29 protein-coding genes and 2 pseudogenes are annotated in these 26,665 nt (G+C 68.1%); 16 read left to right on the top strand and 15 right to left on the bottom strand.

Annotation, left to right across the window (positions count from 1 at the left end; all coding sequences use genetic code 11):
- Positions 1-30: 30 nt before the first annotated feature.
- From eutC to curA, 3 genes and pseudogenes are all read right to left on the bottom strand, one after another.
- On the bottom strand, positions 31-807 hold the full coding sequence (gene eutC / locus GGR04_RS08870; protein WP_183199502.1) for an ethanolamine ammonia-lyase subunit EutC: 777 nt from the start codon (positions 805-807) through the stop codon (positions 31-33).
- 28 nt (positions 808-835) lie between these two features.
- Positions 836-2,245, bottom strand: coding sequence for an ethanolamine ammonia-lyase subunit EutB (locus tag GGR04_RS08865; protein WP_183199501.1), 1,410 nt, complete (start codon positions 2,243-2,245; stop codon positions 836-838).
- 86 nt (positions 2,246-2,331) lie between these two features.
- A pseudogene (gene curA, locus GGR04_RS08860) lies at positions 2,332-3,369 on the bottom strand (NADPH-dependent curcumin/dihydrocurcumin reductase).
- 148 nt (positions 3,370-3,517) lie between these two features.
- Here curA and GGR04_RS08855 point away from each other — a divergent pair.
- Positions 3,518-4,192: a spermidine synthase gene (locus GGR04_RS08855; protein ID WP_183199500.1), complete on the top strand. Its 675-nt coding sequence runs from the start codon at positions 3,518-3,520 to the stop codon at positions 4,190-4,192.
- 3 nt (positions 4,193-4,195) lie between these two features.
- On the opposite strand, the gene GGR04_RS08850 is transcribed toward GGR04_RS08855, so the two are convergent.
- The 4 genes from GGR04_RS08850 to GGR04_RS08835 all read right to left on the bottom strand — a co-directional run bounded on the left by GGR04_RS08850 (position 4,196) and on the right by GGR04_RS08835 (position 7,411).
- Complete coding sequence (locus tag GGR04_RS08850) at positions 4,196-5,140, bottom strand: NAD(P)-dependent oxidoreductase (RefSeq protein ID WP_281383071.1); 945 nt, start codon at positions 5,138-5,140, stop codon at positions 4,196-4,198.
- 21 nt (positions 5,141-5,161) lie between these two features.
- The gene (gene greA / locus GGR04_RS08845) at positions 5,162-5,653 is read right to left on the bottom strand and encodes a transcription elongation factor GreA (protein ID WP_183199498.1); all 492 of its coding nucleotides are present in this window, start codon (positions 5,651-5,653) and stop codon (positions 5,162-5,164) included.
- Between the two features lie 196 nt (positions 5,654-5,849).
- The gene (derI, locus tag GGR04_RS08840; protein ID WP_183199497.1) at positions 5,850-6,311 is read right to left on the bottom strand and encodes a D-erythrulose-4-phosphate isomerase; all 462 of its coding nucleotides are present in this window, start codon (positions 6,309-6,311) and stop codon (positions 5,850-5,852) included.
- 119 nt (positions 6,312-6,430) lie between these two features.
- Positions 6,431-7,411, bottom strand: a complete 981-nt coding sequence (locus GGR04_RS08835) for a sugar-binding transcriptional regulator (RefSeq protein WP_183199496.1) — start codon at positions 7,409-7,411, stop codon at positions 6,431-6,433.
- A gap of 238 nt (positions 7,412-7,649) precedes the next feature.
- On the opposite strand from GGR04_RS08835, the gene tkt reads away from it, so the two are divergent.
- The 10 genes and pseudogenes from tkt (at position 7,650) to GGR04_RS23925 (ending at position 15,861) form a co-directional block, all read left to right on the top strand.
- Positions 7,650-9,659, top strand: coding sequence for a transketolase (gene tkt / locus GGR04_RS08830; protein ID WP_183199495.1), 2,010 nt, complete (start codon positions 7,650-7,652; stop codon positions 9,657-9,659).
- A 93-nt stretch (positions 9,660-9,752) separates the two neighbouring features.
- Positions 9,753-10,520 (top strand): triose-phosphate isomerase, encoded by a 768-nt coding sequence (locus GGR04_RS08825; protein ID WP_183199494.1) that lies wholly within the window; start codon positions 9,753-9,755, stop codon positions 10,518-10,520.
- Between the two features lie 43 nt (positions 10,521-10,563).
- Positions 10,564-11,628, top strand: a complete 1,065-nt coding sequence (gene fba / locus GGR04_RS08820; RefSeq protein WP_183199493.1) for a class II fructose-bisphosphate aldolase — start codon at positions 10,564-10,566, stop codon at positions 11,626-11,628.
- A 99-nt stretch (positions 11,629-11,727) separates the two neighbouring features.
- Positions 11,728-12,891, top strand: a complete 1,164-nt coding sequence (locus GGR04_RS08815; RefSeq protein ID WP_183199666.1) for an HPP family protein — start codon at positions 11,728-11,730, stop codon at positions 12,889-12,891.
- Positions 12,892-12,979: 88 nt separating this feature from the next.
- Positions 12,980-13,606, top strand: a complete 627-nt coding sequence (locus GGR04_RS08810) for a TetR/AcrR family transcriptional regulator (protein WP_183199492.1) — start codon at positions 12,980-12,982, stop codon at positions 13,604-13,606.
- The gene (locus GGR04_RS08805) at positions 13,599-14,762 is read left to right on the top strand and encodes an isovaleryl-CoA dehydrogenase (protein WP_183199491.1); all 1,164 of its coding nucleotides are present in this window, start codon (positions 13,599-13,601) and stop codon (positions 14,760-14,762) included. Before GGR04_RS08810 ends, GGR04_RS08805 begins: the two co-directional genes overlap by 8 nt.
- Entirely contained in the window at positions 14,762-15,154 is a 393-nt protein-coding gene (locus tag GGR04_RS08800; protein ID WP_183199490.1) for a hypothetical protein, read from the top strand. The genes GGR04_RS08805 and GGR04_RS08800 overlap by 1 nt, the downstream gene beginning before the upstream one ends.
- Before the next feature lie 28 nt (positions 15,155-15,182).
- Positions 15,183-15,302, top strand: a complete 120-nt coding sequence (locus tag GGR04_RS24735) for a biotin/lipoyl attachment domain-containing protein (RefSeq protein ID WP_512698876.1) — start codon at positions 15,183-15,185, stop codon at positions 15,300-15,302.
- A 145-nt stretch (positions 15,303-15,447) separates the two neighbouring features.
- Positions 15,448-15,612, top strand: a pseudogene (locus GGR04_RS24550) (hypothetical protein); the annotation flags it as partial.
- 57 nt (positions 15,613-15,669) lie between these two features.
- On the top strand, positions 15,670-15,861 hold the full coding sequence (locus tag GGR04_RS23925; RefSeq protein ID WP_246393031.1) for a Clp protease/crotonase-like domain-containing protein: 192 nt from the start codon (positions 15,670-15,672) through the stop codon (positions 15,859-15,861).
- A gap of 19 nt (positions 15,862-15,880) precedes the next feature.
- On the opposite strand, the gene GGR04_RS08790 is transcribed toward GGR04_RS23925, so the two are convergent.
- Positions 15,881-16,900, bottom strand: a complete 1,020-nt coding sequence (locus tag GGR04_RS08790) for a GntR family transcriptional regulator (protein ID WP_183199489.1) — start codon at positions 16,898-16,900, stop codon at positions 15,881-15,883.
- A gap of 15 nt (positions 16,901-16,915) precedes the next feature.
- The gene (locus GGR04_RS08785; RefSeq protein ID WP_183199488.1) at positions 16,916-18,454 is read right to left on the bottom strand and encodes a D-arabinonate dehydratase; all 1,539 of its coding nucleotides are present in this window, start codon (positions 18,452-18,454) and stop codon (positions 16,916-16,918) included.
- Between the two features lie 223 nt (positions 18,455-18,677).
- On the opposite strand from GGR04_RS08785, the gene GGR04_RS08780 reads away from it, so the two are divergent.
- Positions 18,678-19,418 carry a pyridoxine 5'-phosphate synthase gene (locus GGR04_RS08780; RefSeq protein ID WP_183199487.1) on the top strand — a complete coding sequence of 247 codons (741 nt, stop codon included), beginning with the start codon at positions 18,678-18,680 and terminating at the stop codon, positions 19,416-19,418.
- Positions 19,419-19,421: 3 nt separating this feature from the next.
- Here GGR04_RS08780 and GGR04_RS08775 read toward each other — a convergent pair whose 3' ends face one another.
- The 4 genes from GGR04_RS08775 to GGR04_RS08760 all read right to left on the bottom strand — a co-directional run bounded on the left by GGR04_RS08775 (position 19,422) and on the right by GGR04_RS08760 (position 21,342).
- A complete protein-coding gene (locus GGR04_RS08775) occupies positions 19,422-19,712 on the bottom strand; it encodes a hypothetical protein (RefSeq protein WP_183199486.1) in 291 nt (96 codons plus the stop codon).
- 461 nt (positions 19,713-20,173) lie between these two features.
- On the bottom strand, positions 20,174-20,515 hold the full coding sequence (locus tag GGR04_RS08770; protein ID WP_183199485.1) for a hypothetical protein: 342 nt from the start codon (positions 20,513-20,515) through the stop codon (positions 20,174-20,176).
- 147 nt (positions 20,516-20,662) lie between these two features.
- Positions 20,663-20,998, bottom strand: coding sequence for a hypothetical protein (locus GGR04_RS08765; protein ID WP_183199484.1), 336 nt, complete (start codon positions 20,996-20,998; stop codon positions 20,663-20,665).
- Positions 20,999-21,009: 11 nt separating this feature from the next.
- The gene (locus tag GGR04_RS08760; RefSeq protein ID WP_183199483.1) at positions 21,010-21,342 is read right to left on the bottom strand and encodes a hypothetical protein; all 333 of its coding nucleotides are present in this window, start codon (positions 21,340-21,342) and stop codon (positions 21,010-21,012) included.
- 689 nt (positions 21,343-22,031) lie between these two features.
- Here GGR04_RS08760 and GGR04_RS08755 point away from each other — a divergent pair.
- Positions 22,032-22,247, top strand: a complete 216-nt coding sequence (locus GGR04_RS08755) for a cold-shock protein (RefSeq protein ID WP_062203690.1) — start codon at positions 22,032-22,034, stop codon at positions 22,245-22,247.
- Between the two features lie 158 nt (positions 22,248-22,405).
- Positions 22,406-23,449: a BA14K family protein gene (locus GGR04_RS08750; protein ID WP_183199482.1), complete on the top strand. Its 1,044-nt coding sequence runs from the start codon at positions 22,406-22,408 to the stop codon at positions 23,447-23,449.
- A gap of 17 nt (positions 23,450-23,466) precedes the next feature.
- Here the strand turns inward: GGR04_RS08750 and GGR04_RS08745 are convergent, their stop codons facing one another.
- Both GGR04_RS08745 and GGR04_RS08740 read right to left on the bottom strand, forming a co-directional pair.
- Entirely contained in the window at positions 23,467-24,108 is a 642-nt protein-coding gene (locus tag GGR04_RS08745; RefSeq protein ID WP_183199481.1) for an MBL fold metallo-hydrolase, read from the bottom strand.
- Between the two features lie 109 nt (positions 24,109-24,217).
- Positions 24,218-25,108 (bottom strand): branched-chain amino acid aminotransferase, encoded by an 891-nt coding sequence (locus GGR04_RS08740; protein WP_183199480.1) that lies wholly within the window; start codon positions 25,106-25,108, stop codon positions 24,218-24,220.
- Positions 25,109-25,397: 289 nt separating this feature from the next.
- Here GGR04_RS08740 and GGR04_RS08735 point away from each other — a divergent pair, with 289 nt between their 5' ends.
- Positions 25,398-25,928: a MarR family winged helix-turn-helix transcriptional regulator gene (locus GGR04_RS08735; RefSeq protein WP_376769845.1), complete on the top strand. Its 531-nt coding sequence runs from the start codon at positions 25,398-25,400 to the stop codon at positions 25,926-25,928.
- Positions 25,929-25,933: 5 nt separating this feature from the next.
- On the top strand, positions 25,934-26,665 hold the full coding sequence (locus GGR04_RS08730; protein ID WP_183199664.1) for a response regulator: 732 nt from the start codon (positions 25,934-25,936) through the stop codon (positions 26,663-26,665).

Here is a 26,665-nt window from a genome sequence, read left to right as displayed (position 1 = left end):
CGTCGGCCGGCTTGCCGGATGGAGCAGCCCCTATTCGAGCACGGGCGCAGACGCGCCATCGATCCGCGTCGCGCCCTCGTCCTCCTTCAGGGCCACGCCGGTGACGCCGCGCTTCAGCGCCTCGCGCACCAGCCATGCGAGCTTGTCCGCTGCCTGCTCGTAGCTGAGCCCGCCAAGGCTATGGACGTTGGAGATACAGTTGCGCTCGGAGTCCCGCCGTCCGCGCAGGGGGTCGAAGGTCAGGTAGATGCCGAGGCTCTCGGCGACGCTGAGGCCCGGCCGCTCGCCGATGAGCACCGCCACCAGCCGGGCGCCCAGCGCCGCGCCGACATCGTCGCCGAGCGCAACGCGCGCTTGGGTGGCCACCACCACCGGCGCGATGCGAAGGTCGCCCAGCCGCCGCACGGCAGCGTGCAGCAGCGGCGCCGCATTCTGTGCGACCGCCGTGGCCGACAGCCCGTCCGCCACCACGAAGGCGATGTCGAAGCCGGTCTCGGCGTTTGCCAGCGTTTCGATGGAGGTAGGCGAAAGGCGGCGCCCGAGGTCGGGCCGCCGAAGATAGGTGGCGCGGTCCGGCGCCTCGCTCGCCAGCGTCAGCACCTCGTGCCCGCCGAGCGCCGCCGCAAGCGCTTCGACGTCGAGCGGAGCGTGCACGGCGTCGCGCGCCTTGGCATGGGCCGCCTGGAACTCCAGCACCGACTGCAGCGGCATGGCATCGCCGCGTCGTCCGAGCCCAATGCGCGCCGTCGTGGCGAGGCGCAGCGGGCCCCAAGGGTCGATCGGGCCGGGAGGCTTGGGATCGCTCATGATGCGCCCCCCGTGAAGACGATCGCGCTCACGCCGCGGCTCCGGAGACCAGCGGAATGCGGTCGAGCATGCGCGAGACGCGAGGGTCGCGCATCTCGAGTTCGCGCAGGCGCCCCTCGCCCGAGACCATGCCCATCTTGTCGAGCCAAGCCTCGAACTCGGGAGCCGCCTTCACGCCCATGACCGCGCGAAGGTACAGCATGTCGTGGAACGACAGCGACTGGTAGTTCAGCATGATGTCGTCGGCGCCGGGCACGGCGATGAGGAAGGTGCAGCCGGCGGCGGTGAGCAGCGTCATCAGCCCATCCATGTCGTCCTGGTCGGCCTCGGCATGGTTGGTGTAGCAGACGTCGCAGCCCATCGGCAGGCCGAGGAGTTTGCCGCAGAAATGGTCCTCCAGCCCGGCGCGCACGATCTGCTTGCCGTCGTAGAGATATTCGGGGCCGATGAAGCCGACGACGGTGTTCACCAACAGCGGGTCGAACGCGCGGCAAACCGCGTAGGCCCGCGCCTCCATCGTCTGCTGGTCGACGCCGTGATGCGCTTCGGCCGAGAGCGCGGCGCCTTGCCCCGTCTCGAAATACATGACGTTCTCGCCCACCGTGCCCCGCTTCAGGCTCCGCCCGGCCTCGTGCGCCTCGCGAAGCACAGCGAGATCGACGCCGAAAGAGCGGTTGGCGGCCTCGCTGCCCGCCACCGACTGGAAGACGAGATCCACCGGCGCGCCGCGCTCGATGATCTCGATGCAGTTGGTGACGTGCGTGAGGACGCAGGTCTGCACGGGAATTTCGTATTGCTGGCGCAAGCCGTCCAGCATCTCCATCAGCGCCACGGCGTTCGGCACGTTGTCGCTCGCCGGGTTGATGCCGATCACGGCATCGCCGACCCCGTAGAGCAGCCCGTCGAGCACCGAGACGGCGATGCCGCGGGGATCGTCGGTCGGGTGGTTGGGTTGCAGCCGCGAGCCGAGCCGGCCGGGAAGCCCGAGCGTGGTTCGGAAGGCCGTGACCACCCGCACTTTGCGCGCCACGGCGATGAGATCTTGGTTGCGCATCAGTTTCGACACCGCCGCCACCATCTCAGGCGTCAGCCCCCGAGCGATCGCCGAAAGGGCCGCAGTGTCGGCCTCATGCGACAGAAGCCAGTCTCGGAAGCCGCCGACCGTCAGATGCCGGATGGGCGCGAAGGCGGCCGTGTCGTGCGTGTCGGCGATGAGGCGGGAGACCTCGTCCTCCTCATAGGGCACGAGCGGGTGGTCGAGGAAGGTCGCCAGCGGCAGACCGGCCAACGCCAGTCGCGCGGCGATCCGCTCGGCGTCGGAAGTCGCGGCGAGCCCGGCCAACTCGTCGCCGGATCGCCGCGGAGAAGCGGCTGCGAGGAGGCGCTTCAGGTCGGCGAAGCCGTATCGCGTGCCGCCGAGATCCCAGTGATAGCCCAAGGCTCACCTCCGTTGCGCTGACGCCTACCAGCATATTCCTTCGGCAGCACGAGACAATGCCCGTCTTCGTGGCAGCGAAGATCCCGTCAGCCGTCGGCGACCTTCACGACGAGCTTGCCGAAGTTGCGACCCTCCAACAGTCCGATGAAGGCATCTGGCGCGGCATCCAGCCCCTCGACCACGTCTTCACGCGCGTGCACACGGCCCTCAGTGAGCCACCCGCTCATTCGCTCGAAGAAGCGCTCGTAGCGGCCCTCGCCGTAGTGATCGCCGATGATGAATCCTTGCACGAAAAGACGTTTGCGCAGGATCGCGCCCATCAGGCCCGGCAGGCGATCAGGGCCCTCCGCCTAGCCGTCGGCATTGTACTGCGCGATCAGCCCGCAGACGGGGATGCGGGCATGGACGTTCAGAAGCGGCAGCACCGCTTCGAAGACCGCACCGCCGACGCTCTCGAAATAGACGTCGATCCCGTCCGGGCAGGCGCGGGCGAGTTGCTCGGCGAAATCCGGTGCGCGATGGTCGAGACCGACGTCGAGGCCGAGCGTCTCGGTGAGATAGCGGCACTTCTCGGCCCCGCCGGCAATGCCGACCGTGCGGCATCCCTCGATCCTGGCGACCTGACCGACCACCGCACCCACGGCGCCGCTCGCCGCGGCCACCACCACCGTCTCGCCACGCCGGGGACGGCCGATGTCGAGAAGGCCGGTATAGGCGGTGAAACCGGGCATGCCGAGGATGCCGAGCGCATGGGACGGATGCGCGAGATCGGCCGGCAGCTTGCGGAGCGTGTCGCCAGCGAGCGCCGCATGACTCTGCCAGCCACTGAAGCCGGACACGAGATCGCCTTCCCGAAAGCCGGAATGGCGCGACGACACCACGCGTCCCACCGTGCCGCCCACCATCGTCGCACCGATCTCCACCGGCGGGGCGTAGGAGGGCGCGTCGCTCATACGGCCGCGCATGTAGGGGTCGAACGAGAGATAGAGCGTCCGCACCAGCACCTCGCCCTCACTCGGCTCCGGCATGGCGGCATCTTCGGCGCGAAAGTCGGCGGCCGTGGGCGCACCGACCGGCCGCGAGGCGAGGACGATGCGGCGGTGGGTGGTGTCGGTTCGCGACATGAAGGGTCTCCTGCTTCACCGGCGCCAGCGCCTACGGAGCGCGGCGGCCTTTCCACCCTAGCTAGGCCTCGGCGGCGGCGGGGCGAGCCGATGGCCAAGCCGCCGGCGGTCTGGCAGAGATCACAACCCGTCCGGCAGGAGGCTGCGCATGATTCCCTGGGTCCATCTCGACACCGCCGCCATCCCAGGCGATGGCGGCACGCTGAAGCTGATGCAGCGGGGTCACGAGTTTTCGATCATGCTCGGCGCGAACGAGCTGATGAACAGCCGCCTCAGCGGCTCGGAAGAAGCGCTGGCGACGCTCGCCTGCGATCGGATCGCCGGCCGGTCGCACCCTCGCGTGCTCGTCGGCGGCCTCGGCATGGGCTTCACCTTGCGTGCGGCGCTCGCCCATCTGCCGGCGGATGCAGCAATGGTGGTGGCCGAGCTCGTCCCATCGGTCGTCGCCTGGGCGCGAGGTCCGATGGCCGGGCTTCACGCCGGCACGCTCGACGATCCCCGCGTCTCGGTCGTCGAGCACGACGTCGCGGCGGTGATCGAGGAGGCGAAGGGCGGGTTCGACGCCATCCTTCTCGACGTCGACAACGGGCCGGACGGCCTGACCATGGCCGCCAATGACGGGCTTTACGACTATACAGGGCTGGCCGCCGCGCGCGAGGCATTGAAGCCGGGCGGCGTCCTCGCGGTCTGGTCGTCCGGTCCCGACACCGCCTTCACGTCGCGGCTGAAGCGCTCGGCCTTCACGGTGGAAGAGGTTCCGACGCGGGCCGGACGAAGCCGACGCGGCGCCCGCCACATGATCTGGCTGGCGACGCGCCCCTGACGATCAGCGCTTCAAGCCGTTGAGTTCGGCCACGACGTCGGTCAGCATCGGCACGAAATCGCCGCCGCGGCCCATGGCATCCGCCGTCGCATAGCTGTTCAGCACGGCCGAGGCGATATGGCTGGCGATGCCGGCATTGTTGGCCATCGACACGAGATAGCGCGTGTCCTTGTGGGCGTTGCGCAGCGTGAACTTGTGGGCGTCGCGGTCGCCGCCCACCACGTATTGCATGAAGGTCTGGTAGAAGCCGCAATCCATCCGGCCGCCGGTGATGACGCCGTGGAAGGTCGAGGCCTCGATGCCGGCCTTGGCCGCGACGGCCAGTGCCTCGGCGTAGAGCGCGCCGTAGCCGAGAGACAGGAAGTTGTTCAGAAGCTTCATCGTGTGGCCGGAGCCGGGCTCGCCGGTGCGGATGATGCGGCCGGACCATGTCTCGATCAGCGGGCGCACCGCCTCGAACACGTCGTCCTCCGCGCCGACCATCGAATCCAGCGTGCCCTCCCACGCCTCCTTCGGCGTGCGTCCGAGCGGGGCATCGACCAGCGTCGCTCCTTTCGCCGTCGCAAGGTCGGCCAGGCGGCGGGTGGAGACGGGATCGGAGGTCGACGCGTCGATGATGACGAGGCCGGTGCGCGCTTCGGACAGCAAGCCGTCCGGCCCGGCCACCGCCGCCTCCACCTGCTCCGAGCCGGGAAGGCAGAGCACGACGACGTCGCAGTCGCGCCCGAGGCTGCGGATGGACGACGCCTCGACGGCGCCGCGCGCCACGAGATCGTCGATCGCCTCGCGCCGCGTGTGGGCAAGCGCGTGGAGACCGTAGCCGGCCTCCACGATGTTCTTGGCCATGCCATGGCCCATGTAGCCGAGGCCGATGAAGCCGATGGTCTGGCTGGGTCGCGTCGTCGTCATGAAATCCTCCCGGTGATCCCCTGCTCTATAGCAGGACAGGACCGGGAGGCGGACCTCGTCTCAAGCCTTCGAGGCGTCGTCGCTTGCCATCTCGATGTCGACGATCTCGGCGTCGTCATGCCCGGCCGGAACGACGTCTCCAACCTCCTTGCCCGCCATGCCGCGGGCGAGCGGCGACAGGTAGGAGAGCAGCCCTTGCGCGGGATCGGCCTCGTCGATGCCGACGATGCGGAAGGTCTGGCGGCGACCGTCGTCACGCTCCACCGTCACGCGGCTGCCGAAATGGACGGTGTCGGCATCGGCCGGCGGCGCCACGAGTTCGGCCGAGGCGCGGCGGGCGTTCCAGTAGCGCAGGTCGCGCTGGATCGTCGCCATCGCGATCCGGTCGTCGGCGGTGCGTGCCGCTTCCAAGCGCTCCTCGAGTTCGTTCAGCTCAGTCTCGATGAGGTGCAAACCGCGTGCGGTCACGAGGTTGAGATCCGTCCCGAGATCGCGGTCCGGCAGCGTCTCGACCTGAAGATCGTTCGGTTCCTTGACGAAAGCGACACTCATGATGACTCCTACCAATGCGTTGAACGTCCGCTCCTGTCCGCCGTGAAGCGGAAGGATCGCGCGGACGATCGATCGTGTATCGTCCGGATATGGGGTGTCTCGGGCCGCAATCCAGTGAAACGGCCGGCAGCGATCACGCGCCTCGCGTGTTCAGACCTTGCCGCCCCAAATTGGACGGCGAGGCCCGGCAGGCCCGTCAGTGCGCCTTGTACTTGCCGTCGAGCGCGTCGATGGCATCGACATTGGGGCCGGATGAGCTCGCAGGATCGAAGTCGGACGCGAGGTAGGCATCGACGATGGACTTCGCGAGTTCCGGCCCGATGACGCGCGCGCCCATCGTGATGACCTGCGCGTTGTTGCTCTTCGCCGCACGCTCCGCCGAGTAGGTGTCGTGGGTCAAAGCGGCGCGGATGCCCGGCACCTTGTTGGCGGAGATGCAGACGCCGATGCCCGTGCCGCAGACGAGAATGGCGCGCTCGTATTCGCCCGACAGAACCGACGAGGCGATGCGGTCGGCAGTCGAGGCGTAGCGCTCGTCCGAGCCGGCGGGGGCGGCGCTGGCATCCACCACTTCGAGGTCGCCGCGCTTCGAAAGGTGCTCGGCCAACACCTTGACCAGCCCGACGCCGGCGCTGTCGCCGCCCAATACGATCTTCATTCCGTGATCTCCGCGAATCGAGTCCCATGCGACGGGGCGTTCGAACGACCTTCGCCGCCGTATCCCGCCGACTGCCGTGTCGGCACTGCCGTTACAATAAACACCTCGCGTTCAGGTGTTCAAGGTCCGGCGCTTGTCCGGGTCGCGTCGTCGATGGCCAGGATGCTCTGCGCGTTGGAAAGCGACGTGGCGATCACGTCCACCACGCCGGTGCGCAGCGCCGCGAGGATCGAGACGATCTTGTTGGGCTCACCGGCGATCGCCAAGACGTTGGGGATCGCGCGGATCTCGTCGAGCCGCAGACCCACGACCCGGCCGCCGAGGATCTCGTTGCGCTCGCGCCCGGCCAGATCGTAGAAATCGTAGCCCATGAGATCGCCGACGACGCCGGCGGCCCGCGCCGCCAGGATCTCGTCGCGCTTGAACCAGCCCATGCGCACCATGTGGCTCTCCTCGCCGAGATCGCCGATGCCGATGAGCGCGAAGTCGGCGCCGCGCGCCACGTCGAGCGTGCGCCGAACCGTCTGGTTGCGCAGGAGCGCATCGCGCAGGTCCGCCTCCGGCACGTAGGCCGGCGCATAGAGCGTTTCGGGCGTGCCGCCGAAGCGCTTGGCGAGCTTGCGGCATATATGGTCGGCATTCCAGGGCTCGCCGGCCCGGTGCGCGCCGCCGGTGGCGCAGACGAAGGTGCCGGACTGCAGCACCGCGCGGCCTCGCGTGTCGGCCACCGCGGCGACGTTGCGACCCATGCCCACCGCCACCGTCGCGCCGTCGAAGAGCATGCGTTCGAGATAGTCGGACGCCACCATCGCGACCTCCGCGCGCTGGGCTTCGGGATCGCGCCGGTCCACCGCGATGAGCGCGGCCTTGACGCCGAAGCGCGCCTTCAGCCGATCCTCGACGTCGCCGGCGACCGAGCGGTGGACGCGGATGCGCACGTCCACCACGCCCTCCTCGCGGGCTTGACGCAGCATGCGGCTGACCTTCATGCGCGAGAGTCCGAACTCGGCCGCGATCTCGGCCTGCGTGGCGTCGCCTTCATAATAGCGCCGGGCGATCCGTGTCAGAGTGTCGAAGTCGGTGGTCCCCAAGGCATCCATGAAACCTCCTTCACACGAACGGAGCGGGCGTCAGAGCAGGCTCGTCGAGCCGATCATATGGCACGACCATGTGCAGATGAACAAATTCATCGACGGGCGATTGATTCCGGCGGGGCCCCGTGGGATTGCTGACGCCCGATCGGGATGCATCGCTCCAGCCGGGGCCGGCGCGTCCTTGCCCGCCACGCCGCCGCTCGGCGCGCGGCGGCGCCCAGACCGAAGCTGAAGGACGTTTCCCATGGACACCGCCAATCTTCCCGCGCTCGATCTCGACGAAACCAAGCTGATGGCCAGTGGCATCCGCTTCCTCTCGATGGATGCGGTGGAAGCGGCCAATTCGGGCCATCCCGGCATGCCGCTCGGCATGGCCGACGTCGCCACCATCCTGTTCAGCCGCTACATGAAATTCGACGCCGCGAACCCCGACTGGGCCGATCGCGATCGCTTCGTGCTCTCGGCCGGCCACGGCTCGATGCTGCTCTATTCGCTTCTGCATCTCACCGGCTATCGCGACTTCCCGATCGACCAGCTCAAGCGCTTCCGCCAGCTCGGCTCGAAGGCGGCGGGCCATCCCGAGTTCGGCGAGGGCGGCGGCATCGAGACCACGACCGGCCCCCTCGGCCAGGGTCTCGCCACGGCCGTCGGCATGGCGCTCGGCGAGAAGATCCTGCGCGAGCGCTTCGGCGAAGATCTCTGCAGCCACTACACCTATTCGATCGCCGGCGACGGCTGCTTCATGGAGGGCGTCAGCCAGGAGGCGATCTCGCTCGCCGGCCATCTGAAGCTCGGCAAGTTGATCGTGCTGTGGGACGACAACCGCATCACCATCGACGGTTCCACCGAGATCTCGACCTCCGACGACCTCCTCGCCCGCGTCGCCGCCTCGAACTGGAACACCGACCAGGTGGACGGCCACGACCCCGAAGCCGTCGATGCCGCCATCGCGAAGGCACGCAACTCCGACAAGCCCACGCTCATCGCCTGCCGCACCACGATCGGCTTCGGCGTCGGCAAGAAGGCGGGCACGCACGGCGTCCATGGCTCGCCGATCGGCGCCGAGGGCATCGCGTTCGCCCGCGAGAACTTCAAATGGGCGCACGAGCCCTTCGTGCTGCCCGACGAGGTCACCGACTTCTGGAAGAAGGTGGGCTCGCGCTGCTCGGCCCAAGCCGCCGACTGGCAGAAGCGCCTCGACGCCGCCGAGCCCAAGCTTGCGGAGGAATGGGCCCGCATCATGAAGGGCGGCTTCGACGGCGACGCCGCGTCGATCCTTGCCGACATGAAGGCCAAGATCGCCGCCGACAAGCCCTCGCTCGCCACCCGCAAGGCCGGCCAGATGGTGATCGAGGCGCTCTCGGCGCAGTCGCGCAAGCTCATCGGCGGCTCGGCCGACCTTTCCGGCTCGAACCTGACGAAGGCCGGCGACGCCAAGCCGATCACGCCGGCGGATGCCAGCGGCAACTACGTGTTCTACGGCGTGCGCGAGCACGGCATGGCCGCGCTGATGAACGGTCTGGCGCTGCATGGCGGCTTCATCCCGTTCGGCGGCACGTTCCTGTGCTTCTCCGACTACGCCCGGCCCGCGATGCGCCTTTCGGCGCTGATGCATCTGCCGGTGGTCTACGTGATGACGCATGATTCCATCGGCCAGGGCGAGGACGGCCCGACCCACCAGCCGATCGAGCATCTGGCGTCGCTGCGCGCCATGCCGAACATGCTGCTGATGCGCCCCGCCGACGGCGTCGAGACCGCCGAGTGCTGGGAGGCGGCGCTCGCCAACACCAAGCACCCGACGACGCTCGTGCTCTCGCGCCAGAACCTCAAGACGCTGCGCTCGGGCGACGTCACGGAGAACCTCTCGGCCAAGGGTGCCTACGTGCTAGCCGAAGCCGAAGGCGGCGAGCGGCAGGTGACGCTGCTCTCCACCGGGTCCGAAGTCGAGATCGCAGTGGCCGCGCGCGAGTTGCTGGCGAAGGACGGCATCCGCGCAGCGGTCGTCTCCATGCCCTGCTGGGAGCTCTTCGCCGAGCAGCCGAAGAGCTATCGCGACACGGTTCTCGGCACCGCGCCGCGCCTCGCCATCGAAGCCGCCAGCCCCTTCGGCTGGACCCGCTTCGTGGAGGAGGAAGACGACGTGATCGGCCTCACCACCTTCGGCGCCTCTGCGCCGGGGCCGGACCTCTACAAGCATTTCGGCCTCACCGCCGAGAAGCTGGCCGAGAAGGCCAAGGCCAAGATCGCCGGCTGAACGTTCGACGCCCCGGCCCGTGCTCGTTCGCGCGGGCCGGGGCGAACGAGCCGTTTCGGAGCGGCGACAGCATCGAATGGGGGGAAGACCATCGTGACCAAGCGTCCCTGGATCGGCACCAGTTGGAAGATGAACAAGACGATCCGCGAGGCCGACGCCTTCTGCGAGGCGTTGCGGGCGTCCGACTGGTCGAAGCAGAGCGATCAGGCGCAGCTCTTCGTCATCCCGCCCTTCACAGTGCTGCACCGCGCGGCCGAGGCGCTGGGCGAGACCGACGTCATCGTCGGCGCACAGAACGCGCATTGGGAGAATGCCGGCGCCTGGACGGGCGAGATCTCGCCGGCGCAGGTCAAGGATTGCGGCGGAAGGCTGGTCGAGATCGGCCATTCCGAGCGCCGCACCTTCTTCGCCGAGACCGACGAGACCGTGGCGAAGAAGACCGCCGCGGCCGTGCGCAACGGGCTGACCGCCCTCGTCTGCATCGGCGACACGCGCGAGGAATACGAGGCCGGCCGCACCGGCGAGGTGTTGAAGCGACAGACGCAGGCCGCGATCTCCATGGTGGAGTGGGCCGGCGGCGCGAAGGTCATCATCGCCTACGAGCCCGTCTGGTCGATCGGCGAGGGCGGCACGCCGGCCGATCCCGCCTTCGCGGACGAGCAGCATGCCCGCGTCAAGGAGCTGACCGCGGCCGAGCTCGGTTCGCCGCTGGCGGTGCTCTACGGCGGCAGCGTCAACCCCGCGAACTGCGTCGATCTCGCCAACCGCGCGAATATCGACGGGCTCTTCATCGGGCGCTCCGCCTGGAAGGCCGAAGGCTATCTCGGCATCGTCTCGGACGTCGTCTCGTCCCTCTCCTGATCCTCAACCCGACCTTCGTTCCAACTTTGGGAATTCGCTTCCGATGGCCCTGATCACCCTTCGCCAGCTTCTCGACCATGCCGCCGAGCATGGCTACGGGGTTCCCGCCTTCAACATCAACAACATGGAGCAGGGCCTCGCGATCCTCGCGGCGGCGGCGAAGACGTCTTCGCCGGTGATCCTGCAGGCGAGCCGGGGCGCGCGCGCCTATGCCAACGATTTCATTCTGGCGCGGCTGATCGAGGGTCTGGCCGAGATGCATCCCGACATTCCCATCTGCATGCATCTCGACCACGGCAACAACGAAGCGACCTGCCTCACCGCCATCCAGCACGGCTTCACCTCCGTGATGATGGACGGCTCGCTTCAGGAAGACGGCACCTCGCTCGCCGACTACGAGTACAATGCCGGCATCACCCGCCGCGTCTCCGACATGGCGCATTGGGCCGGCGCCTCGGTCGAGGGCGAGATCGGCGTGCTCGGCTCGCTCGAGACCGGCGGCGGCGAGCAGGAGGACGGCCACGGCTTCGAGGGCACGCTGTCGCACGACCAGCTGCTGACCGACCCGGCCGAGGCCGCGCGCTTCGTGGCCGACACGCATGTCGACGCGCTGGCCGTGGCGATGGGCACCTCGCACGGCGCCTACAAGTTCTCGCGCAAGCCCGACGGCGACGTGCTGGCGATGAACGTCATCGAAGCGATCCACGCCCGGCTGCCGAACACCCATCTGGTGATGCACGGCTCCTCCTCGGTGCCGGAAGACCTGCAGGAGATCGTCAACAAGTATGGCGGCGAGATCAAGCCGACCTGGGGCGTGCCGGTGGCCGAGATCCAGCGCGGCATCCGCCACGGCGTGCGCAAGATCAACATCGACACCGACTGCCGCCTCGCGATGACAGGCGCCATCCGCAAGGTCTTCGCCGAGAAGCCCGAGGAGTTCGACCCCCGCAAGTATCTCGGCCCGGCCATGGCGGCCGTGACCAAGCTCGCGGCGCAGCGCTTCGAGGAGTTCGGCACCGCCGGCCATGCCGACGCGATCAAGCCGATCGCGCTCGCCGACATGGCCAAGCGCTACCGCGACGGCTCGCTGCGCACCTCGGTCGCGTAAGGCCGCGATGGCCCGGCCGCTCGGCGACGAGGCGCCCGTGCGCCGGCCTTCGCGGCGCGATGCCGCTGCGAACCGAACGTCCACGTGACCGAGCGCCCCATCCTGTCGCGCCTCTCGGCGATGCTGCCCGAAGCGGCCTCCGTCAGCGTGCGCGAGCGCTTGCGGGCCGCTTGCGGCGCGCTGGTCGGCATTCTCGGAACGGGCGTCGTTTCGCAGCTCGCGGTCGCAGACGGCAGCGCCCTGCCCGTCCTCATCGCGCCGATGGGCGCCTCCGCCGTGTTGCTCTTCGCGGTGCCGGCCAGCCCGCTGGCGCAGCCCTGGTCGATCCTAGGCGGCAATCTGGTGGCGGCGCTCGTCGGGGTCAGCGCCGCACTCCTCGTCGCGAACCCGCTTCTTGCCGCCTCGCTCGCCATCGCGGTCGCGATCCCCGCGATGATGACGCTGCGCTGCCTGCATCCGCCGAGCGGGGCGGTGGCGCTGACGGCCGTGCTCGGCGGCGCGGCGATCCGCGATCTCGGCTACGGCTTCGTGGTCTGGCCGGTGCTCGCCAACTCGCTGCTGCTCCTCGCGGTGGCGCTCGCGTTCAACAATGCGACGGGCCGCCGATACCCGCACCGGGCATCCTCCGCCAGTGCCCGCCCGGCGCCGAGCCGTGCCCCGGCGGCGACGGTGGGCGTCTCCGACGACGACCTCGACGCGGTGCTGCGCGACGAGGATCAGGTGTTCGACATCGCCCGCAGCGACCTCAAGCGGATCCTGCGCAAGGCGCAGTTCCACTGGTACGCCCGCCAGTCCGGTGGTTTGTGCGCCGGTGACGTGATGATCCGCGACGTGGTCGCGGTGGCGCCGGACGCCTCGTTGCGCGAGGCCTTCGAACTGCTGCGCGCGCATGGCATCAAGGCGCTGCCGGTGACCGACGACGGCGCGCGCGTGCTCGGCATCGTCACGCAGACCGACCTTCTCGACAAGGCCGCCTGGGGCCGCGGCGGCCCCCGCCTCGCCTCGCGCCATCGCGTGCGGCTCACCCTGTCGCGCGGCCGTGCGCCCTACGGCGCGGTCGAGGACATCATGACCAGCCCGGTCGAGACCGTGTCGCCGGAAACGTCGGTCGCTGCCGTCGCCCTCTTCATGAGCGAGGGTGGGTTACATCATCTGCCTGTGGTCGCGGACGACGGAAAGCTCGTCGGCATCGTGGCGCAGTCGGACATCGTCGCCGCCCTCCTCCAGTCCGCCGCCGGCCGACCGCAGGACGCGGCACCCTAGCGGCCTTTTTGGCTCCTGCACCTTGAGCAGTTGACAAGCATCGTTCGCCAGCCTTTTATGAATGAACGTTCATTTACGGTCTTTTCGCATGTCCGACGTTCCTGCACGCTCTCGCGACACCGCCGCGGTCATCCGCGCCGCCGCGCTCGGGCTCATCGCCGCAAAGGGCTATGCGGCCGTCTCCATGCGTGAGATCGCGGACGGCGCCGGCATCCGGCAGGGCGGCATCTACAATCACTTCGCCGCCAAGCAGGACATCCTGCGCGCGCTGATGGTCGACCATATGGAAGCGCTGATCGCGGCATGGGAGGCCTGCCCGGAGCGATCATGCCCACCTGCGGAAACTCTGGATGCCTTCGTGCGCTTCCACATCAGCTATCACTTCACCCGGCCCGAGGCGGTGCTCGTGGCCTACATGGAGTTGCGAAGCCTCGAGCCCGAGAACTTCGCGGCCGTCGAGGCCCTGCGCGACCGTTACGAGCGGATCCTGCGCGACATCCTGGCGCGCGGCGCGGCCGAGGGTGTCTTCGCGCTGCGCGATCCCGCCGTCGAGACCCGCGCCCTCATCGCCATGCTGACCGGCGTCACGACCTGGGTGCGCGAGGGCGGGCGCCTGTCGATCGCCGACATTACGGACCTCTATGTCGATCTCGTTCGCCGCGCCGTGGGCCTGCATCCGGCACACGATCGAACCCGGGAGACGGCCGATGTTTGACGCGGGACTGAACTTCGGGCTCGGCGAGGACATCGCGGCGCTACGCGAGACCGTCCGCCGTTTCGCCGCCGAGCGCATCGCGCCGCTGGCCGCCGAGATCGACCGCTCCAATGAATTTCCCGACCATCTCTGGCGCGAGATGGGCGATTTCGGCTTGCACGGAATCACGGTCGGCGAGGCCGATGGCGGGCTCGGGCTCGGCTATCTCGCCCACTGCGTCGCGCTGGAGGAGATCAGCCGTGCCTCGGCCTCGGTCGGCCTTTCCTACGGCGCCCATTCCAACCTCTGCATCAACCAGATCGCCCGCAACGGCACTCCGGCGCAGAAGGCACGATACCTGCCGAAGCTCGTCTCGGGCGAGCATGTGGGCGCGCTCGCCATGTCGGAGAGTTCGGCCGGCTCCGACGTCGTGTCGATGACGCTTCGCGCCGAAGACCGCGGCGACCGGTTCGTGCTGACGGGTACCAAGATGTGGATCACCAACGGGCCGGACGCGTCCACGCTGGTGGTCTACGCCAAGACCGACCCGGCCGCCGGTCCGCGCGGCATCACGGCCTTCCTCGTCGAGGAGGGCATGGCGGGCTTCTCCACCGCGCAGAAGCTCGACAAGCTGGGCATGCGCGGCTCCAACACCTGCGAGCTCGTGTTCGATGACTGCGAGGTGCCGCGGGAGAACGTCCTCGGCGCGGTCGGCGGTGGTGTGAAGGTTCTGATGAGCGGGCTCGACTACGAGCGCATCGTGCTCGCCGCCGGTCCACTCGGCATCATGGCCGCCTGCCTCGACGTGGTGGTGCCCTTTGTCCACGAGCGCCGGCAGTTCGGTCAGCCGATCGGCGAGTTCCAGCTGATGCAGGGCAAGCTCGCCGACATGTACGTCTCGGCCAACGCCGCACGCGCCTATGTGTACGCCGTGGCGGCGGCGGCCGATCGCGGCGAGACGAGCCGCAAGGATGCTGCCGGCTGCATCCTCCATGCGGCTGAGACGGCGACGCAGATGGCGTTGCAGGCCATCCAGGCGCTCGGCGGCGTCGGTTACACCCACGATTTCCCGACCGGCCGCCTCCTGCGCGACGCCAAGCTCTACGAGATCGGCGCGGGCACCTCGGAGATCCGGCGCATGCTGATCGGCCGCGAGCTGTTTCGGGAGACGGCGTGATGGCGGTGCTCGGCTCGTCGCTCGCCCCCCGCTCGGCGGAAATTGCCGCCAACCGCGCGGCGATGCGGGCGCAGATGCACATGGTGGAGAAGGCTGCCGAGGTGGCTCTCGCCGGCGGCGGCGCTCAGGCGCGCGCACGGCATCTGGCGTGGGGCAAGCCAAGCTCTGCCGCGCGAGCGGGTGGCGCGGCTGCTCGACCCCGGCTCGCTCTTCCTCAAGATCGGCCTGTTCGCCGCCCACGGCACCGGCAACGAGCCGCTGCCATGGGGCGGCCGGCGCCATCGCGGGCATCGGCTGGGTGTCGGCATCCACAGATCGCGCCCGTGATGGGCTCCTGCACGCCGGTCAGCGCCGACCTGACGCCCATGTCGGACGTGATCGCCGAAGGCTAGGATCCCATCGTCCTCGCCGGCCGCCGCCATGAAGATGGAATACACGATGCGCGTGCTCCGCGACGGGCGACTCGGCGCCCTCCACGTCACGCTCGGCGATCGGGTCGAGGCCGACGCGCTCCTCGCCGAGACGGAGCCCGAGACATGACGGGATTCGTCACCCTCAAGGACGTGTCGACGCACGACAAGGGGATCGAGCAGGCGCTGGCACTCATGCTGCGTGACCTGAACGAACTGCCGAAGCGCTGATCGCGCGCATCGGCGGACAGGCCTATGGCGGTGGCCTCGGGCTGATGGCGGTCTGCGACATCGCGGTGGTGGCGAGAGCGGCCGATCTGCCTTCGCCAAAGCTTGGGTGGGGCGGCTGCCCTCGACGATCTCGCTCTACTCCTCGCGCGGATGGGCGAGGCGCGGGCCGCCGCGTCTTCTTCTCCGGCCGGGTCTTCGATCCGCCCGAGGCCGTCGAACTCGGGCTTTTCGCGCGCTGTGTTGCCGCCGGAGATCTCGACGCCGCCGTGGAGCGGGAGGTTGCGCCCTATCGAACGCTGGACGACGAGACCGTCGCGCGCGCCAAGCGCCTGTGCCGAAGCGCCCGAAGCCTGGTGGAGGACGCTGCGCTGCACCGGACAGCCGAACTCCTCGCCGGCTGTTGGAAGAGGCCGGCGACGCGCACGGCCATCGCCGCCTTCCTCGACGGCCGACGCTGAAGCGGCCTCGCCCTCGCCGCTACAGGCGGACGATGTAGTCCGGATCGGCGTCGCGGGACTCGTCAAGCGCCATCTGGCTCAAACGGTCGATCGCGGTCTGGCGCGAGCTCGTCAGATGGTTCGCGAGCAGACGGGCGGCCTCGGCCGGATCGTTCCCTGCCAAGGCCTCGATGACCGACAGATGCTCTGCGATGAAGTCGTCCACCGGCGGCACCAATCCTGCGGCGACCTGCAGGTGCTTGCCCACGAGCAGGATCGGATGCGAACGGCGCAGCGCCTCCACCATCTCGCGGTTCTCGGCGAAAGACAGGAGGAGCACGTGCAGGTCCCGCTCCAGCCGGTCGAGCGTCGCGATGTCGAGCGCCGGGAAGGCGCCGAGCGCCGCTCGATGCCGCATCCCGACGACCCGAAGCAGGTCGGCGGGAATACGGCCTCCGGTCTGGCGGATCGCCAGCGGTTCGAGCGCGATGCGCAGGTCGTAGATCTGGCGCAGGCGATCGACGTCGAGCGGCACGATGCGCCATCGCCGGAGTTCGTCGCGCACCACGATGCCAGCCGCCTCGGCCCGGCGCAGGAGATCGCCTGCGGCAAGCCGGCCGATCTCGAAGGCGCGCGCCAGCGCCAGCTCGTTCACGCGAAACCGCCCGGCGAGAGACTGTAGCACGAGATCGCGCTCGAACCGGTAGTAGAGCGCATCCTCCCGTGGGCCACGCGCGTCCTCGTCACCGCCCAGGCCGATCATCGACGGATCGAGCTCGATCCGCCGCGGCTCCGCCTCACCCGCGACGACGCCGCGCCCGGCGAAGCGCCGCACGCGCCCTTCCCGCGCCAGCGCCGCGAGCGCTTGGCGCACCGGCGAACGGCTGGAGGCGAAGAGCGCCGCGAGCGGCCCTTCGAGCAGGATCGTGCCGGGCGGTATGGCGCCGGCGTCGAGCGCTCGCCTCAAGCGGCGCGCGATACGCTCGTAGGCCGGAAGCCGCTCGCCGTGCGCTTCGCAGACATCGGCGCCGGGGGCCGCCGATGGCTCGACCGTGTCCACGTCGTCGTGGCCCGACTACGTGACGGCGCCGAGCTGCCAGGGCACGAACTCGTTGTCGCCGTAGTCGTAGATCTCGCTCAGCGTGCGCTCGCCCGAGGCGACCGCGAGCAGCTTGTCGAACATCCGTTGTCCGGCGGCCTCGATCGAATCCTCCCCCGTGACGATGCCGCCGCAGTTGAAGTCCATGTCCTCGACCATGTGCTCGAACATCTCGGTGTTCGTCGCCACCTTGATCGTCGGAACCGGCTTCCAGCCCGAGACCGAGCCCCGGCCCGTGGTGAAGATCAGCATGTTGCAGCCGCCGGCGATCTGGCCGGTCACCGCCACCGGGTCGTAGCCGGGCGTGTCCATGAACACGAAGCCGGTGCGGTCGATGAGCTCGGCATATTCGTACACGGCTTCGAGCGGCATCGAACCGCCCTTGGCGACCGCGCCGAGCGACTTCTCGAGGATCGTCGTGAGACCCCCCGCCTTGTTGCCGTGCGAGGGGTTGTTGTTCAGCTCCATGCCGTGGCGCTCGGTGTAGTCGCGCCACCACGAGATGCGGTCCATAAGCTTCTGCGCCACGGCGGGGCTCACGGCCCGGCGCGTCAGGAGATGCTCGGCACCGTAGATCTCCGGCGTCTCCGCCAGCACCGCCGTGCCGCCGTTGCGCACCAGAAGGTCGGATGCGTAGCCGAGCGCCGGATTGGCCGAGATGCCGCTGTAGCCATCGGAGCCGCCGCATTCGAGCGCGAGCTTCAGGCCCGAGAGCGGCTGGGTGGTACGCGGAATGGCATTGGCGGCCGGCAGCATCTCGCGGATGAGCGCCGAGGCCTGCTCAACCGTCTTGCGGGTGCCGCCGAGCTGCTGGATCGTCATCGTGCGCAGCGTCGGGCCTTCCTCCAGCCCGTATTTCTCGGTGATGAAAGAAATCTGGTTGCTCTCGCAGCCGAGCCCGATCATCAGGATGCCCGCGAAATTCGGGTTGCGCGCATAGCCGCTCAGCGTGCGGGCGAGATAGGTGTAGCCCTCGGTCTTGAGCGACAGCGCGCAGCCCATGCCGTGGGTCAGCGCCACCACGCCATCGACGTTCGGAAAGCCTTCGAGCCCGCCCTTGTTGTTGAAATGGTCGGCGATGGCGCGCGACACGGTGGCCGAGCAGTTCACCGACGAGATGATGCCGATGTAGTTGCGGGTGCCCACCTGCCCGTCGGCGCGTAGATATCCCTCGAAGGTGCGGCGTTCGGCCTCCGGCAACAGCGGCGTGGCGCGCGCGTCGGCGGCGAACTCGTGATGCACCTCGCTCTCGTGCATCGCCATATTCTGCAGATGCACGTGGTCGCCCGCCTCGATCGGCGCGGTCGCATAGCCGATGATCTGGCCGTATTTCAGGATGCTGTCGCCCAGCGCCACCGGACGGATGGCGACCTTGTGGCCGCTCGGTACGGCTTGGCGCGCGAGAATGCCGGGCACGCCCACGGGCTGGCCGGGCTCGATCGGCCGCCGCGCCACACGCACGGTGTCGACGGGATGCAGCAGGATCGTCGGGGCGGCGTCTGGCACGGTGAGCATGGGATCGCGACCCTCGCGCTTGCGGCAGAAATGATCTTTGCCGACAAAAATGCATTCTCATGGATATCGCAGCGCATGCGTCCGCTGACAAGGCCGATTCTTGCGAGGGTTCACGCTTCCCGTCGAAGGCGGACCGGCGCGCCCTTGATCCCCCCACCGCCCGACCGATAACAGCATGCGTCCGGCACCATCCCCGTCGTGCCTTTTGCATGAGGTCGATCCGATGCGCACCGTCCTGTCCGTCAACGTCAACGCCGTGGCGATGCTTCGCAACCGGCGCGATCTGCCCTGGCCGAGCGTCGTGCGGTTCGGGCGGCTGGCCTTGGCGAGCGGAGCAGGAGGGCTGACGGTTCATCCGCGGCCCGACCAGCGCCATGTCCGCTTTTCCGACCTTCCCGACCTGCGCGCGCTCATCGACGCCGAGTTCCCGCAGGCCGAATTCAACGTCGAGGGCTATCCGTCCGAAGCCTTCCTCGACCTCTGCGAAGCCGCGCGCGCCGACCAGGTGACGCTGGTGCCCGACGACCCGTCGCAGGCGACCTCGGACCATGGCTGGGATTTCGTGCGGGAGGCGGAGCGCCTGGAAGCGGCGATCGCTCGCGTCACCGGCTTCGGCGCGCGGACTTCGCTCTTCGCCGATCCCTCGCCCGAGGGGCTGGACGTCGCAGCCCGACTCGGGGCCAGCCGCGTCGAGTTCTACACGGGGCCCTACGGCGCCACCCATTCCGACCCCGAGGCCGCGCAACGGGAGCTCGCCCGACTGAAGGCGGCGGCGGACGCCGCCATTACGGCCGGCCTCACTGTCAATGCCGGACACGACCTGACGGTGGGCAATCTTCCGGAGCTCAAGCGCGCGATTCCGACGCTGTCGGAGGTCTCGATCGGGCATGCTCTGATCGCCGACACGCTGGAGTTCGGCTTGTCCGAGACGATCCGCCGGTTCCTCGTGGCGATCGATGGCTGAGCGCTACTCGGGCGTCTGGCCGGGCACCAGACCGCCGGAGGGCGTGGAGGCGAGCACGGAGGGCGTGGTGCCACGCACCACCGGCACGCTCGACGGCTTGCCATAGGCATCGCCGAGACCGAACAGGAACGGCAGGCCGCCATTGGCGGGAAGAAGCACGACGCGCCCGTCCGGCAGCACGTGACGTTCGGTGGCGACCGCGCGCTCGCGTGACGAGAGAGTGACGCCCGCGCCTTGCGCGAAGACGGGAGCCGTCGAGAGCAGAACGGCAGCGAGCGTGATCTTGGTCTTCATGGCGTCTGGCTTTCGATGGAGGGGGCGCCGGCGTATCGCGGCAGCGCGTTGTGCCTTCAACGGCCATGCTTTCCCCCCGGTTCCCCCAGAGGGCGGCGGTGCGAGCGCCGTCACCGGACGGAAAAAGGGCCCTGAAATCGAAGCCCCTCCCCATGGTCGATGCGGTTCGCGTCAGCCGAAACGATGTCGTGTCGCATGCTGTTGGAAGCACATCGCTACGCGGCCCGGCGCGTTGCCATCTGCATGCCGTCGCTCAGTGTTCGACTTGTCCCGGCACGAGACCGCCCGACGAGGTCTGCCCCGTTCCCGTTGGCAGCACGCCGCGTTGTCGCTCAAGCTGGCACCCGGTGAGCGCAAAGACCAATGCAGCGACGGTCATCAGAGTTGAACGCGTCATCGCCAGATCATCCGTGAGTAGGTCCGGACCGAAAGGTCCGGACGAAATGGCCGGGAAGTGACCATCAGTTGAGGGGAATGCCGATGCCGCTATTCGTGTCGGGGATGGCGCCGGGAATCCGGGTCGTCGCGTTGCCGGCGGTGCCGGAAGCGTCAGGCGCCATTACACCATAGGCTCCGATACCGTTGGAAAGCCCGCCCGGCCCCCTCGGGCTCGTGCTGCGGCTGGAGGAAGACGGCTCGAGGCCGACGCCCGGCAGGTTGTTGTACCGCGGGGCCACATCCGTGCCCTGTCCGAGTTCCACCACCTGGCCCCCCTGCGGAATGGGCGCTGAATCCTGCGCGAAGGTCGGGGCGGCAGAGCCGACGAGAGCCGCAACGGCAAGGGCGGCGAGTGTTCTCGACATGATGTCTTCTGTTCCTCTGAAATGAACTGCGCGATCAACGGTTCGGGAGCCGCTCCGTTCCTCGCCGGACGGTGAGTGAGACGCGGCCATCGATCGTCACGACGATCGCCGCCGCGAAGGCATGCGAAGGCGATCGAACGAAACGGATCAGTTCGAGCTCTGGCCGGGCACGATCCCGCCGGATGGTGTCGTCTCGGTCGCCGTTGCCGCCTCGCTTTCGCTCAGCCCCTGCGTCGGCACGCTCGTTCCATCCCGGGACGTCGAGCTCGTGGCGCTGGCGTCGGTGCCGATCAGCCCGTCCGTTCCGGGCGACTGCGTGGTGTCGCCGGTGGACGCGGCTGCTCCCATGCGATCGGGACTTTCGGGGGCGGCGGTGCTCGCCTCCGGAATGACCGGCGTGGTCGAAGCCGGATTCGGCGACTGCGCGAGACCGGGCGTCGCGGCAAAGGCGAAAGCGGCGGCGATGATGGCGGTACGGTTCATGGCGTCGTGTCCTAGAATTCTTGAACGATCGACACAGGAAGTCGAACGAGCCGATTCCGTTGCGAGCAAGGTGTCACGAAGCCGTCAGGCGTGGGTATGCGCTCGACGCGCCATGCCTTGACGATCACTGGGTGAACCCAAACCTGCGCAGCGGTCGCGAACTGTGGTGCGTACACCGCCGCGAAGGTCTCGGCGACTGATCCGGTTGTCGGCTGCGCAGTCGTCGGCGTGCCAGCATCGAGGTTCGAGGGGTCAGTGGATTGCAGCGGAGCGAAGTGCCGACGTTCGGCGGCCAGTTGAAGACGACGATCACCGATCACAAAGCCGAGATCACGTTGCGCCATCAAAGGGGGGTCGCGGGCGTCGCCATCCCTGCTGCCAACGTATCGAAGACGTTTATACGATCTGCACCGAGACGATCCGCGAGGGTTATCCTTCAGGGGAGACGTTCAATGGCAGGCAGACCGCACCGAGAACCGCGATCCACCTACAACCGTTGGGACGCGCCAAAGCGCCGGATCACACCTGGAATGGCTCGACCACGCCGAATCATCCGCGAAAGCAGCGCTCCCGGCGCATCCATTCGAAGAAATGGCGACGCCTTGTGGTGTCACCTGGCTCTGCGCAAGGCCGGAAAGAACAAGTCTGGCGTCGAACCGCACGGTTCGACGAGAAAGGAAGAACAGCCCGGTCCGACGATGGTCAACGTGTGGCGAAAACCGGATCGCGGCAAGGCAGCGGGCGCATTCGTCCACTTGCTCCAACAACCGCAAGGCTAACGCCAGTCGGCCAGGAAACGAAATGTGAATGCTGTCCATGAAACTTTCGCTTGCAAAGTCAACAGGCAGATTGCAAGAGATTCTCGTTCGGGCAAAATCGCGAACTCGGGTAATGGACGAATTGCGTATCGGAGGCGCCTCCTCCGGGTCATCGGTGAAAGCCGATCACGATGTATCGTTTCCTTTTCCTCGCATCAAGACTTGCCTGCCAGGCCCGCAAGGGCAACGAATAAGCCAAGGAAAAGGGTTTCATCATGTCACAGACTGGTACCGTGAAGTTCTTCAACACCGAAAAGGGCTTCGGCTTCATCAAGCCTGACAACGGCGGCGCCGACATCTTCGTGCATATCTCGGCTGTCCAGGCGTCCGGTCTTTCCGGGCTGGTCGAGAACCAGAAGGTTTCCTACGAGACCGAGCCGGACAAGCGCGGCAAGGGCCCGAAGGCCGTCAACCTCGAGGCGGCCGACTGATCTTCGCGACGTCTCGCAACCTGCCCTTGAACCCGCCCGAGCAATCCGGCGGGTTTTTCATGACCATTTTCACAACCGGTCGTTCCACATCGGAACGTCGTCTTGGCATGCCGATTGCTCCGTAGCTGTTAACGAAACGTTAACGCGCAGGTCACTCGATGAGACTCCTTTCCGTCGCCATTCTCGGTACCGGGCTCTGTGTCGGCGCCGTTCCCGCCTCGGCCGTCGAAGGCGGCGCGGTCTCGGGCGGGTCGTTTTCCCATGCCTATGACCGGGACGTCGGATACGAGCGGACGGGCTCGGTGACGCACATTCATCCGCAGAGCCATCAGGAGCCGTTCTCCGCCGCTTCCGACCTTCGCGGTGGATCCATTCGGACCGTTTCGGGCGGCAACCACTGGGCGGAGCCGCTGCCATACCGGAGCGATCGGAATTGGGAGCGTGGCACGCTCGACGAGATCGATGCCGCGCGCCGAGGCGGCCGCTCCGAGGCCAGCTCGCAGCGACGACAGGACGCTCTCCGCCGGTATGATGGGGCTGAAACCGGGGTGCGTTTCTCACCAGGGGCGGTCGAGCGCGGCTCGTTCTACGGAACGTCGGGGATCGGCGGCGGATCGTCCTTCGTGGTGATCAGCGCACCGGCCGCCGAGCCGCCGCCGCCGACGCTCATGAAATCCCGCGAGGCAGGAAGCGACGCACGGATCATCGACGTCGCATCCGCCCGGCTCGATCGCCGCCCCTACGGACGCGACGGGCTCGACGTCGTCTATTCGGGCGCCACGAAGATCATACGGATCGCACCCGGTTTCGATCGGCCGGGTTCCACATCCCATAAGGACGAGGCCGCGCTCGCGCCGGTGCAAAATGGAACACCCTTTGACGAATTGCCGGCCGAGGACCGTCAGGCGCTGATCTATCCCGACGAGGGATCGCCCGCGCCGGCCGACGAATTGATGCGGGCGCCCGCTCGTTCGCCGGCGGCCGGGCCCGAGCGGGTGCCGACGCCGACGCCGGCCGAGCGCACGGCCAGCGCTGCCACCGCCGCACCCCCGGCAGCCGCGACACCGGCCGCGACGGGTGCGGAGCCGTGGACGGAGGAGTGGCTGCGCGGTTGCGTCGCCCGCTACCCCGATTTCGATGCGTCGCTCGGCACCTATCGCGACGAGAGCGGGCGCCGGCGCTTCTGCACTGGCGAGCCCTGAGGGCGCTTGGACGGGCGTCAGACGAGGAAGGGGTTGGTTCGGCGTTCGACGCCGAGCCGGCTGCCCGGGCCGTGGCCGCAGATGAAGCCGACCTCGTCGCCGAGCGGCAGCAGCTTGGTGCGGATCGAGTTCAGAAGTGCCGCATGGTCGCCGCCCGGCAGGTCGGTACGCCCGATCGAGCCGGCAAAGAGCACGTCGCCGGCATGCAGGAATGCCGCCTCCTTCTGGTAGAAGACCACGTGCCCCGGCGAGTGGCCGGGCGTGTGCAGGACCGCGAAATCGTGGCCGGCGACAGAGACGATTTCACCCTCGTCCAGCCAACGGTCGGGCACGCAGTTGCGCACGGCACCGGGCAGGCCGAACATGCGGGCTTGGTCTTCCAGACGGCCGAGGAGCGAGGCGTCGGCCCGGTTGGGCCCGACGATCTCGACGCCGAGCGCGTCCTTCAGATCCATCGCGCCGCCGGCATGGTCGATATGGCCGTGCGTCAGCCAGATCGCGCCGATGTCGGCGCCCATCCGGTCGATCGCGGCGAGGATGCGGTCCACGTCGCCGCCGGGATCGACCACCACGCCGGCGCGCGTCGCCTCGTCGATGAGGAGGCAGCAATTCTGCTGGAACGGCGTGACCGGAACGATCTCGGCGAGAAGGCGGGACATGGCGAAGCTCCGGCGAACGGGACGGGAGGCCCGCATGCGGCGGACCCGCCGTTCCGTCTGAAGCAAGACGGCCGGCCCCGCAAGCGAGGCCGGCCGTTTCGACGACGAGCTACTCGGCCGCGAGGCGCTTCGGGGTGACCTCGGCCATGTAGTCCTCCACAAGGCGGCGCGTGATCTCGCCGGGCTGGAAGCTGTAGGGCCCGACCTCCGACACCGGCGTGACCTCGGCCGCCGTGCCGCAAAGGAAGCACTCGCTGAAGCCTTCCAGTTCCTCCGGCAGGATCGTGCGCACGACAACCTTGTAGCCGCGCCGCTGGGCAAGGTCGATGACGGTGCGGCGGGTGATGCCATCGAGGAAGCAGTCGGGGTCGGGGGTGTGGATGACGCCGTCCTTCACGAAGAAGACGTTGGCGCCCGTCGCCTCGGCGACATGGCCGCGCCAGTCGAGCATCAGCGCGTCGGCATAGCCCTTGGCCTCCGCCGCATGTTTCGAAATGGTACAGATCATGTAGAGGCCGCTCGCCTTGGCGCGCGAGGGCGCGGTGCGCGGATCGGGCCGGCAATATTCGGCGATGTCGAGCCGGATGCCCTTCATGCGCTGCTCGGGATCGAAATAGCTCGGCCACTGCCAGATCGCGATCGCCACGTTGATGCGGTTCTTCTGCGCCGAGACGCCCATCGATTCCGAACCGCGCCAGGCGATCGGACGCACGTAGGCGTCGGCGAAGCCCTGCCGGCGCAGCAACTCGTTGCAGGCGGCGTCGATCTCCTCGGCGCTGTAGGGCAGGTCGAAGCCGAGGATCTTGCCGGATGCAATCAGCCGCTCGGTGTGCTCGCGCAGCTTGAAGATTTCGCCGCCATAGGCCCGCTCGCCCTCGAACACCGAGGAGGCGTAGTGCAGGCCATGGGTCAGCACGTGAATCTTGGCGTCCTTCCAGGGCAGGAACTCGCCATTGAACCAGATCTGGCCATCCAGCTGGTCGAAGGGAACGGTGCTCATCGCTGATGTCGCGCCATCGGACGATGGCGCCCTTTCCGATTGGTTCGGCGCCGGACCCGGCAGCGCGCTCACGTCCTCCCACCCGCCCGGGCACGGCGGAACAAGCTCATGTCGCCCCCGACACTGGGGCAGGCTTGGGCTGGAATTGCGGCCAATGCAGCCGTGGTGGTTGAGTTTCCACCCGCCGACCATCGGCTTTGCCGGTTGTCGGACTGTTCCAACCGGCCGTCAACGGTGTAACAATGGACCGCATATACGTCAACAGTGCTGACCTATTTTGGATACGAGTTTGAACCCCACGGCCCTGCCCGACGCGGACGAGATCGTCCGGGAGCCGCTGCCGACGCGCGGCGAGCTGGACTTCCGCCTGATCGAGCTGTTCTTCTTCGCCTATCGCGAGTTCACCGCGGACGCCGACTCGATCCTGGAGCGCTACGGGTTCGGGCGTGCCCATCATCGCATCCTGCATTTCGTCAACCGCGACCCCGGCATGACGATCGCCGACATTCTGGAGCTGCTGCAGATCACCAAGCAGTCGCTCTCGCGCGTGCTGCGCCAGCTCGTCGACGAAGGCTTCGTGGTGCAGATCCAGGGCACCGACGACCGACGCCAGCGCCGCCTCTATCCCACCCACAGGGGCCGCACTTTGACTTTGGAGCTCTCGCGGGCCCAAGGTCGCCGGATCGACGCGGCCTTCCGGGCGGCGGCGCTGACCGATCCCGGTCTCGTCAACGATTTCCTGCTCGAAATGGGAATCGACCGAAAGGCGACGCGGGACTGGTTCGCCAAGAAGGGCATCGGCAAGGAAACGGACCTGTGACGGACATCACCCCCGACACGACCCCGGCAACGGCGGCGGCGCGGCCCGCGGTGCTCGACGACGACGCGCCGCATCTCCTCGTGGTAGACGACGACCGCCGCATCCGCAGTCTGCTGTCTCGCTTCCTCACCGAGCGGCGGTTTCGCGTGTCGGTGGCGGCCGATGCCGCAGAGGCACGCAAGATCCTCGGCGGCCTCGACTTCGACCTTCTCGTGGTGGATGTGATGATGCCCGGCGAGAGCGGGCTCGATTTCGTGCGCTCCATCTCGCCGCTGCGCGACATCCCCATCCTGATGCTCACGGCACGTTCGGAGACGAACGACCGCATTCTCGGCCTCGAAGCCGGGGCGGAGGACTACCTCGCCAAGCCCTTCGATCCGCGCGAGCTGCTGCTTCGGATCAACAACATCCTGAAGCGCGGCAACACCCAGCCGATCCAGAAGGTCGAGCACGTGCGCTTCGGTCCGTTCACCTTCTCGCTGTCGCGCAAGGAGCTGAAGCGCGGCGTCGAAATCATCCGGCTGACCGAGCGCGAGCAGGAGATCATGGCGCAGTTCGCCGCCAAGGCCGGCGAGACCATCCAGCGGCAGGATCTTCTCGGCGGCGAGGCGGACGTGGGCGAGCGCACGGTGGACGTGCAGATCAACCGGTTGCGACGCAAGGTCGAGAGCGATCCGGCCAACCCGCTCTGGCTACAGACCGTGCGCGGCATCGGCTACCGACTCAACGTCGACTGA

The sequence above is a fragment of the Aureimonas pseudogalii genome (assembly GCF_014196835.1).
Taxonomy (GTDB): Bacteria; Pseudomonadota; Alphaproteobacteria; order Rhizobiales; family Rhizobiaceae; genus Aureimonas; species Aureimonas pseudogalii.
Note: the sequence above shows the minus strand (reverse complement) of the source record. Positions and strands in the feature narration are given on the sequence as shown.

Excerpts from the sequence above, each read along its gene's own strand:
- GGR04_RS08835 (WP_183199496.1), bottom strand. The coding sequence starts at position 7,411 with ATGGATGCCTTGGGGACCACCGACTTCGACACTCTGACACGGATCGCC.
- GGR04_RS08775 (WP_183199486.1), bottom strand. The coding sequence starts at position 19,712 with ATGAAGACCAAGATCACGCTCGCTGCCGTTCTGCTCTCGACGGCTCCC.
- GGR04_RS08805 (WP_183199491.1), top strand. The coding sequence starts at position 13,599 with ATGTTTGACGCGGGACTGAACTTCGGGCTCGGCGAGGACATCGCGGCG.
- GGR04_RS08765 (WP_183199484.1), bottom strand. The coding sequence starts at position 20,998 with ATGAACCGTACCGCCATCATCGCCGCCGCTTTCGCCTTTGCCGCGACG.
- GGR04_RS08855 (WP_183199500.1), top strand. The coding sequence starts at position 3,518 with ATGATTCCCTGGGTCCATCTCGACACCGCCGCCATCCCAGGCGATGGC.
- GGR04_RS24735 (WP_512698876.1), top strand. The coding sequence starts at position 15,183 with ATGAAGATGGAATACACGATGCGCGTGCTCCGCGACGGGCGACTCGGC.
- GGR04_RS08800 (WP_183199490.1), top strand. The coding sequence starts at position 14,762 with ATGGCGGTGCTCGGCTCGTCGCTCGCCCCCCGCTCGGCGGAAATTGCC.
- GGR04_RS08745 (WP_183199481.1), bottom strand. The coding sequence starts at position 24,108 with ATGTCCCGCCTTCTCGCCGAGATCGTTCCGGTCACGCCGTTCCAGCAG.
- fba (WP_183199493.1), top strand. The coding sequence starts at position 10,564 with ATGGCCCTGATCACCCTTCGCCAGCTTCTCGACCATGCCGCCGAGCAT.
- eutC (WP_183199502.1), bottom strand. The coding sequence starts at position 807 with ATGAGCGATCCCAAGCCTCCCGGCCCGATCGACCCTTGGGGCCCGCTG.
- GGR04_RS08740 (WP_183199480.1), bottom strand. The coding sequence starts at position 25,108 with ATGAGCACCGTTCCCTTCGACCAGCTGGATGGCCAGATCTGGTTCAAT.
- GGR04_RS08780 (WP_183199487.1), top strand. The coding sequence starts at position 18,678 with ATGCGCACCGTCCTGTCCGTCAACGTCAACGCCGTGGCGATGCTTCGC.
- tkt (WP_183199495.1), top strand. The coding sequence starts at position 7,650 with ATGGACACCGCCAATCTTCCCGCGCTCGATCTCGACGAAACCAAGCTG.
- greA (WP_183199498.1), bottom strand. The coding sequence starts at position 5,653 with ATGAGTGTCGCTTTCGTCAAGGAACCGAACGATCTTCAGGTCGAGACG.
- GGR04_RS08770 (WP_183199485.1), bottom strand. The coding sequence starts at position 20,515 with ATGTCGAGAACACTCGCCGCCCTTGCCGTTGCGGCTCTCGTCGGCTCT.
- GGR04_RS08785 (WP_183199488.1), bottom strand. The coding sequence starts at position 18,454 with ATGCTCACCGTGCCAGACGCCGCCCCGACGATCCTGCTGCATCCCGTC.
- derI (WP_183199497.1), bottom strand. The coding sequence starts at position 6,311 with ATGAAGATCGTATTGGGCGGCGACAGCGCCGGCGTCGGGCTGGTCAAG.
- GGR04_RS08750 (WP_183199482.1), top strand. The coding sequence starts at position 22,406 with ATGAGACTCCTTTCCGTCGCCATTCTCGGTACCGGGCTCTGTGTCGGC.
- GGR04_RS08760 (WP_183199483.1), bottom strand. The coding sequence starts at position 21,342 with ATGGCGCAACGTGATCTCGGCTTTGTGATCGGTGATCGTCGTCTTCAA.
- GGR04_RS08810 (WP_183199492.1), top strand. The coding sequence starts at position 12,980 with ATGTCCGACGTTCCTGCACGCTCTCGCGACACCGCCGCGGTCATCCGC.
- GGR04_RS08755 (WP_062203690.1), top strand. The coding sequence starts at position 22,032 with ATGTCACAGACTGGTACCGTGAAGTTCTTCAACACCGAAAAGGGCTTC.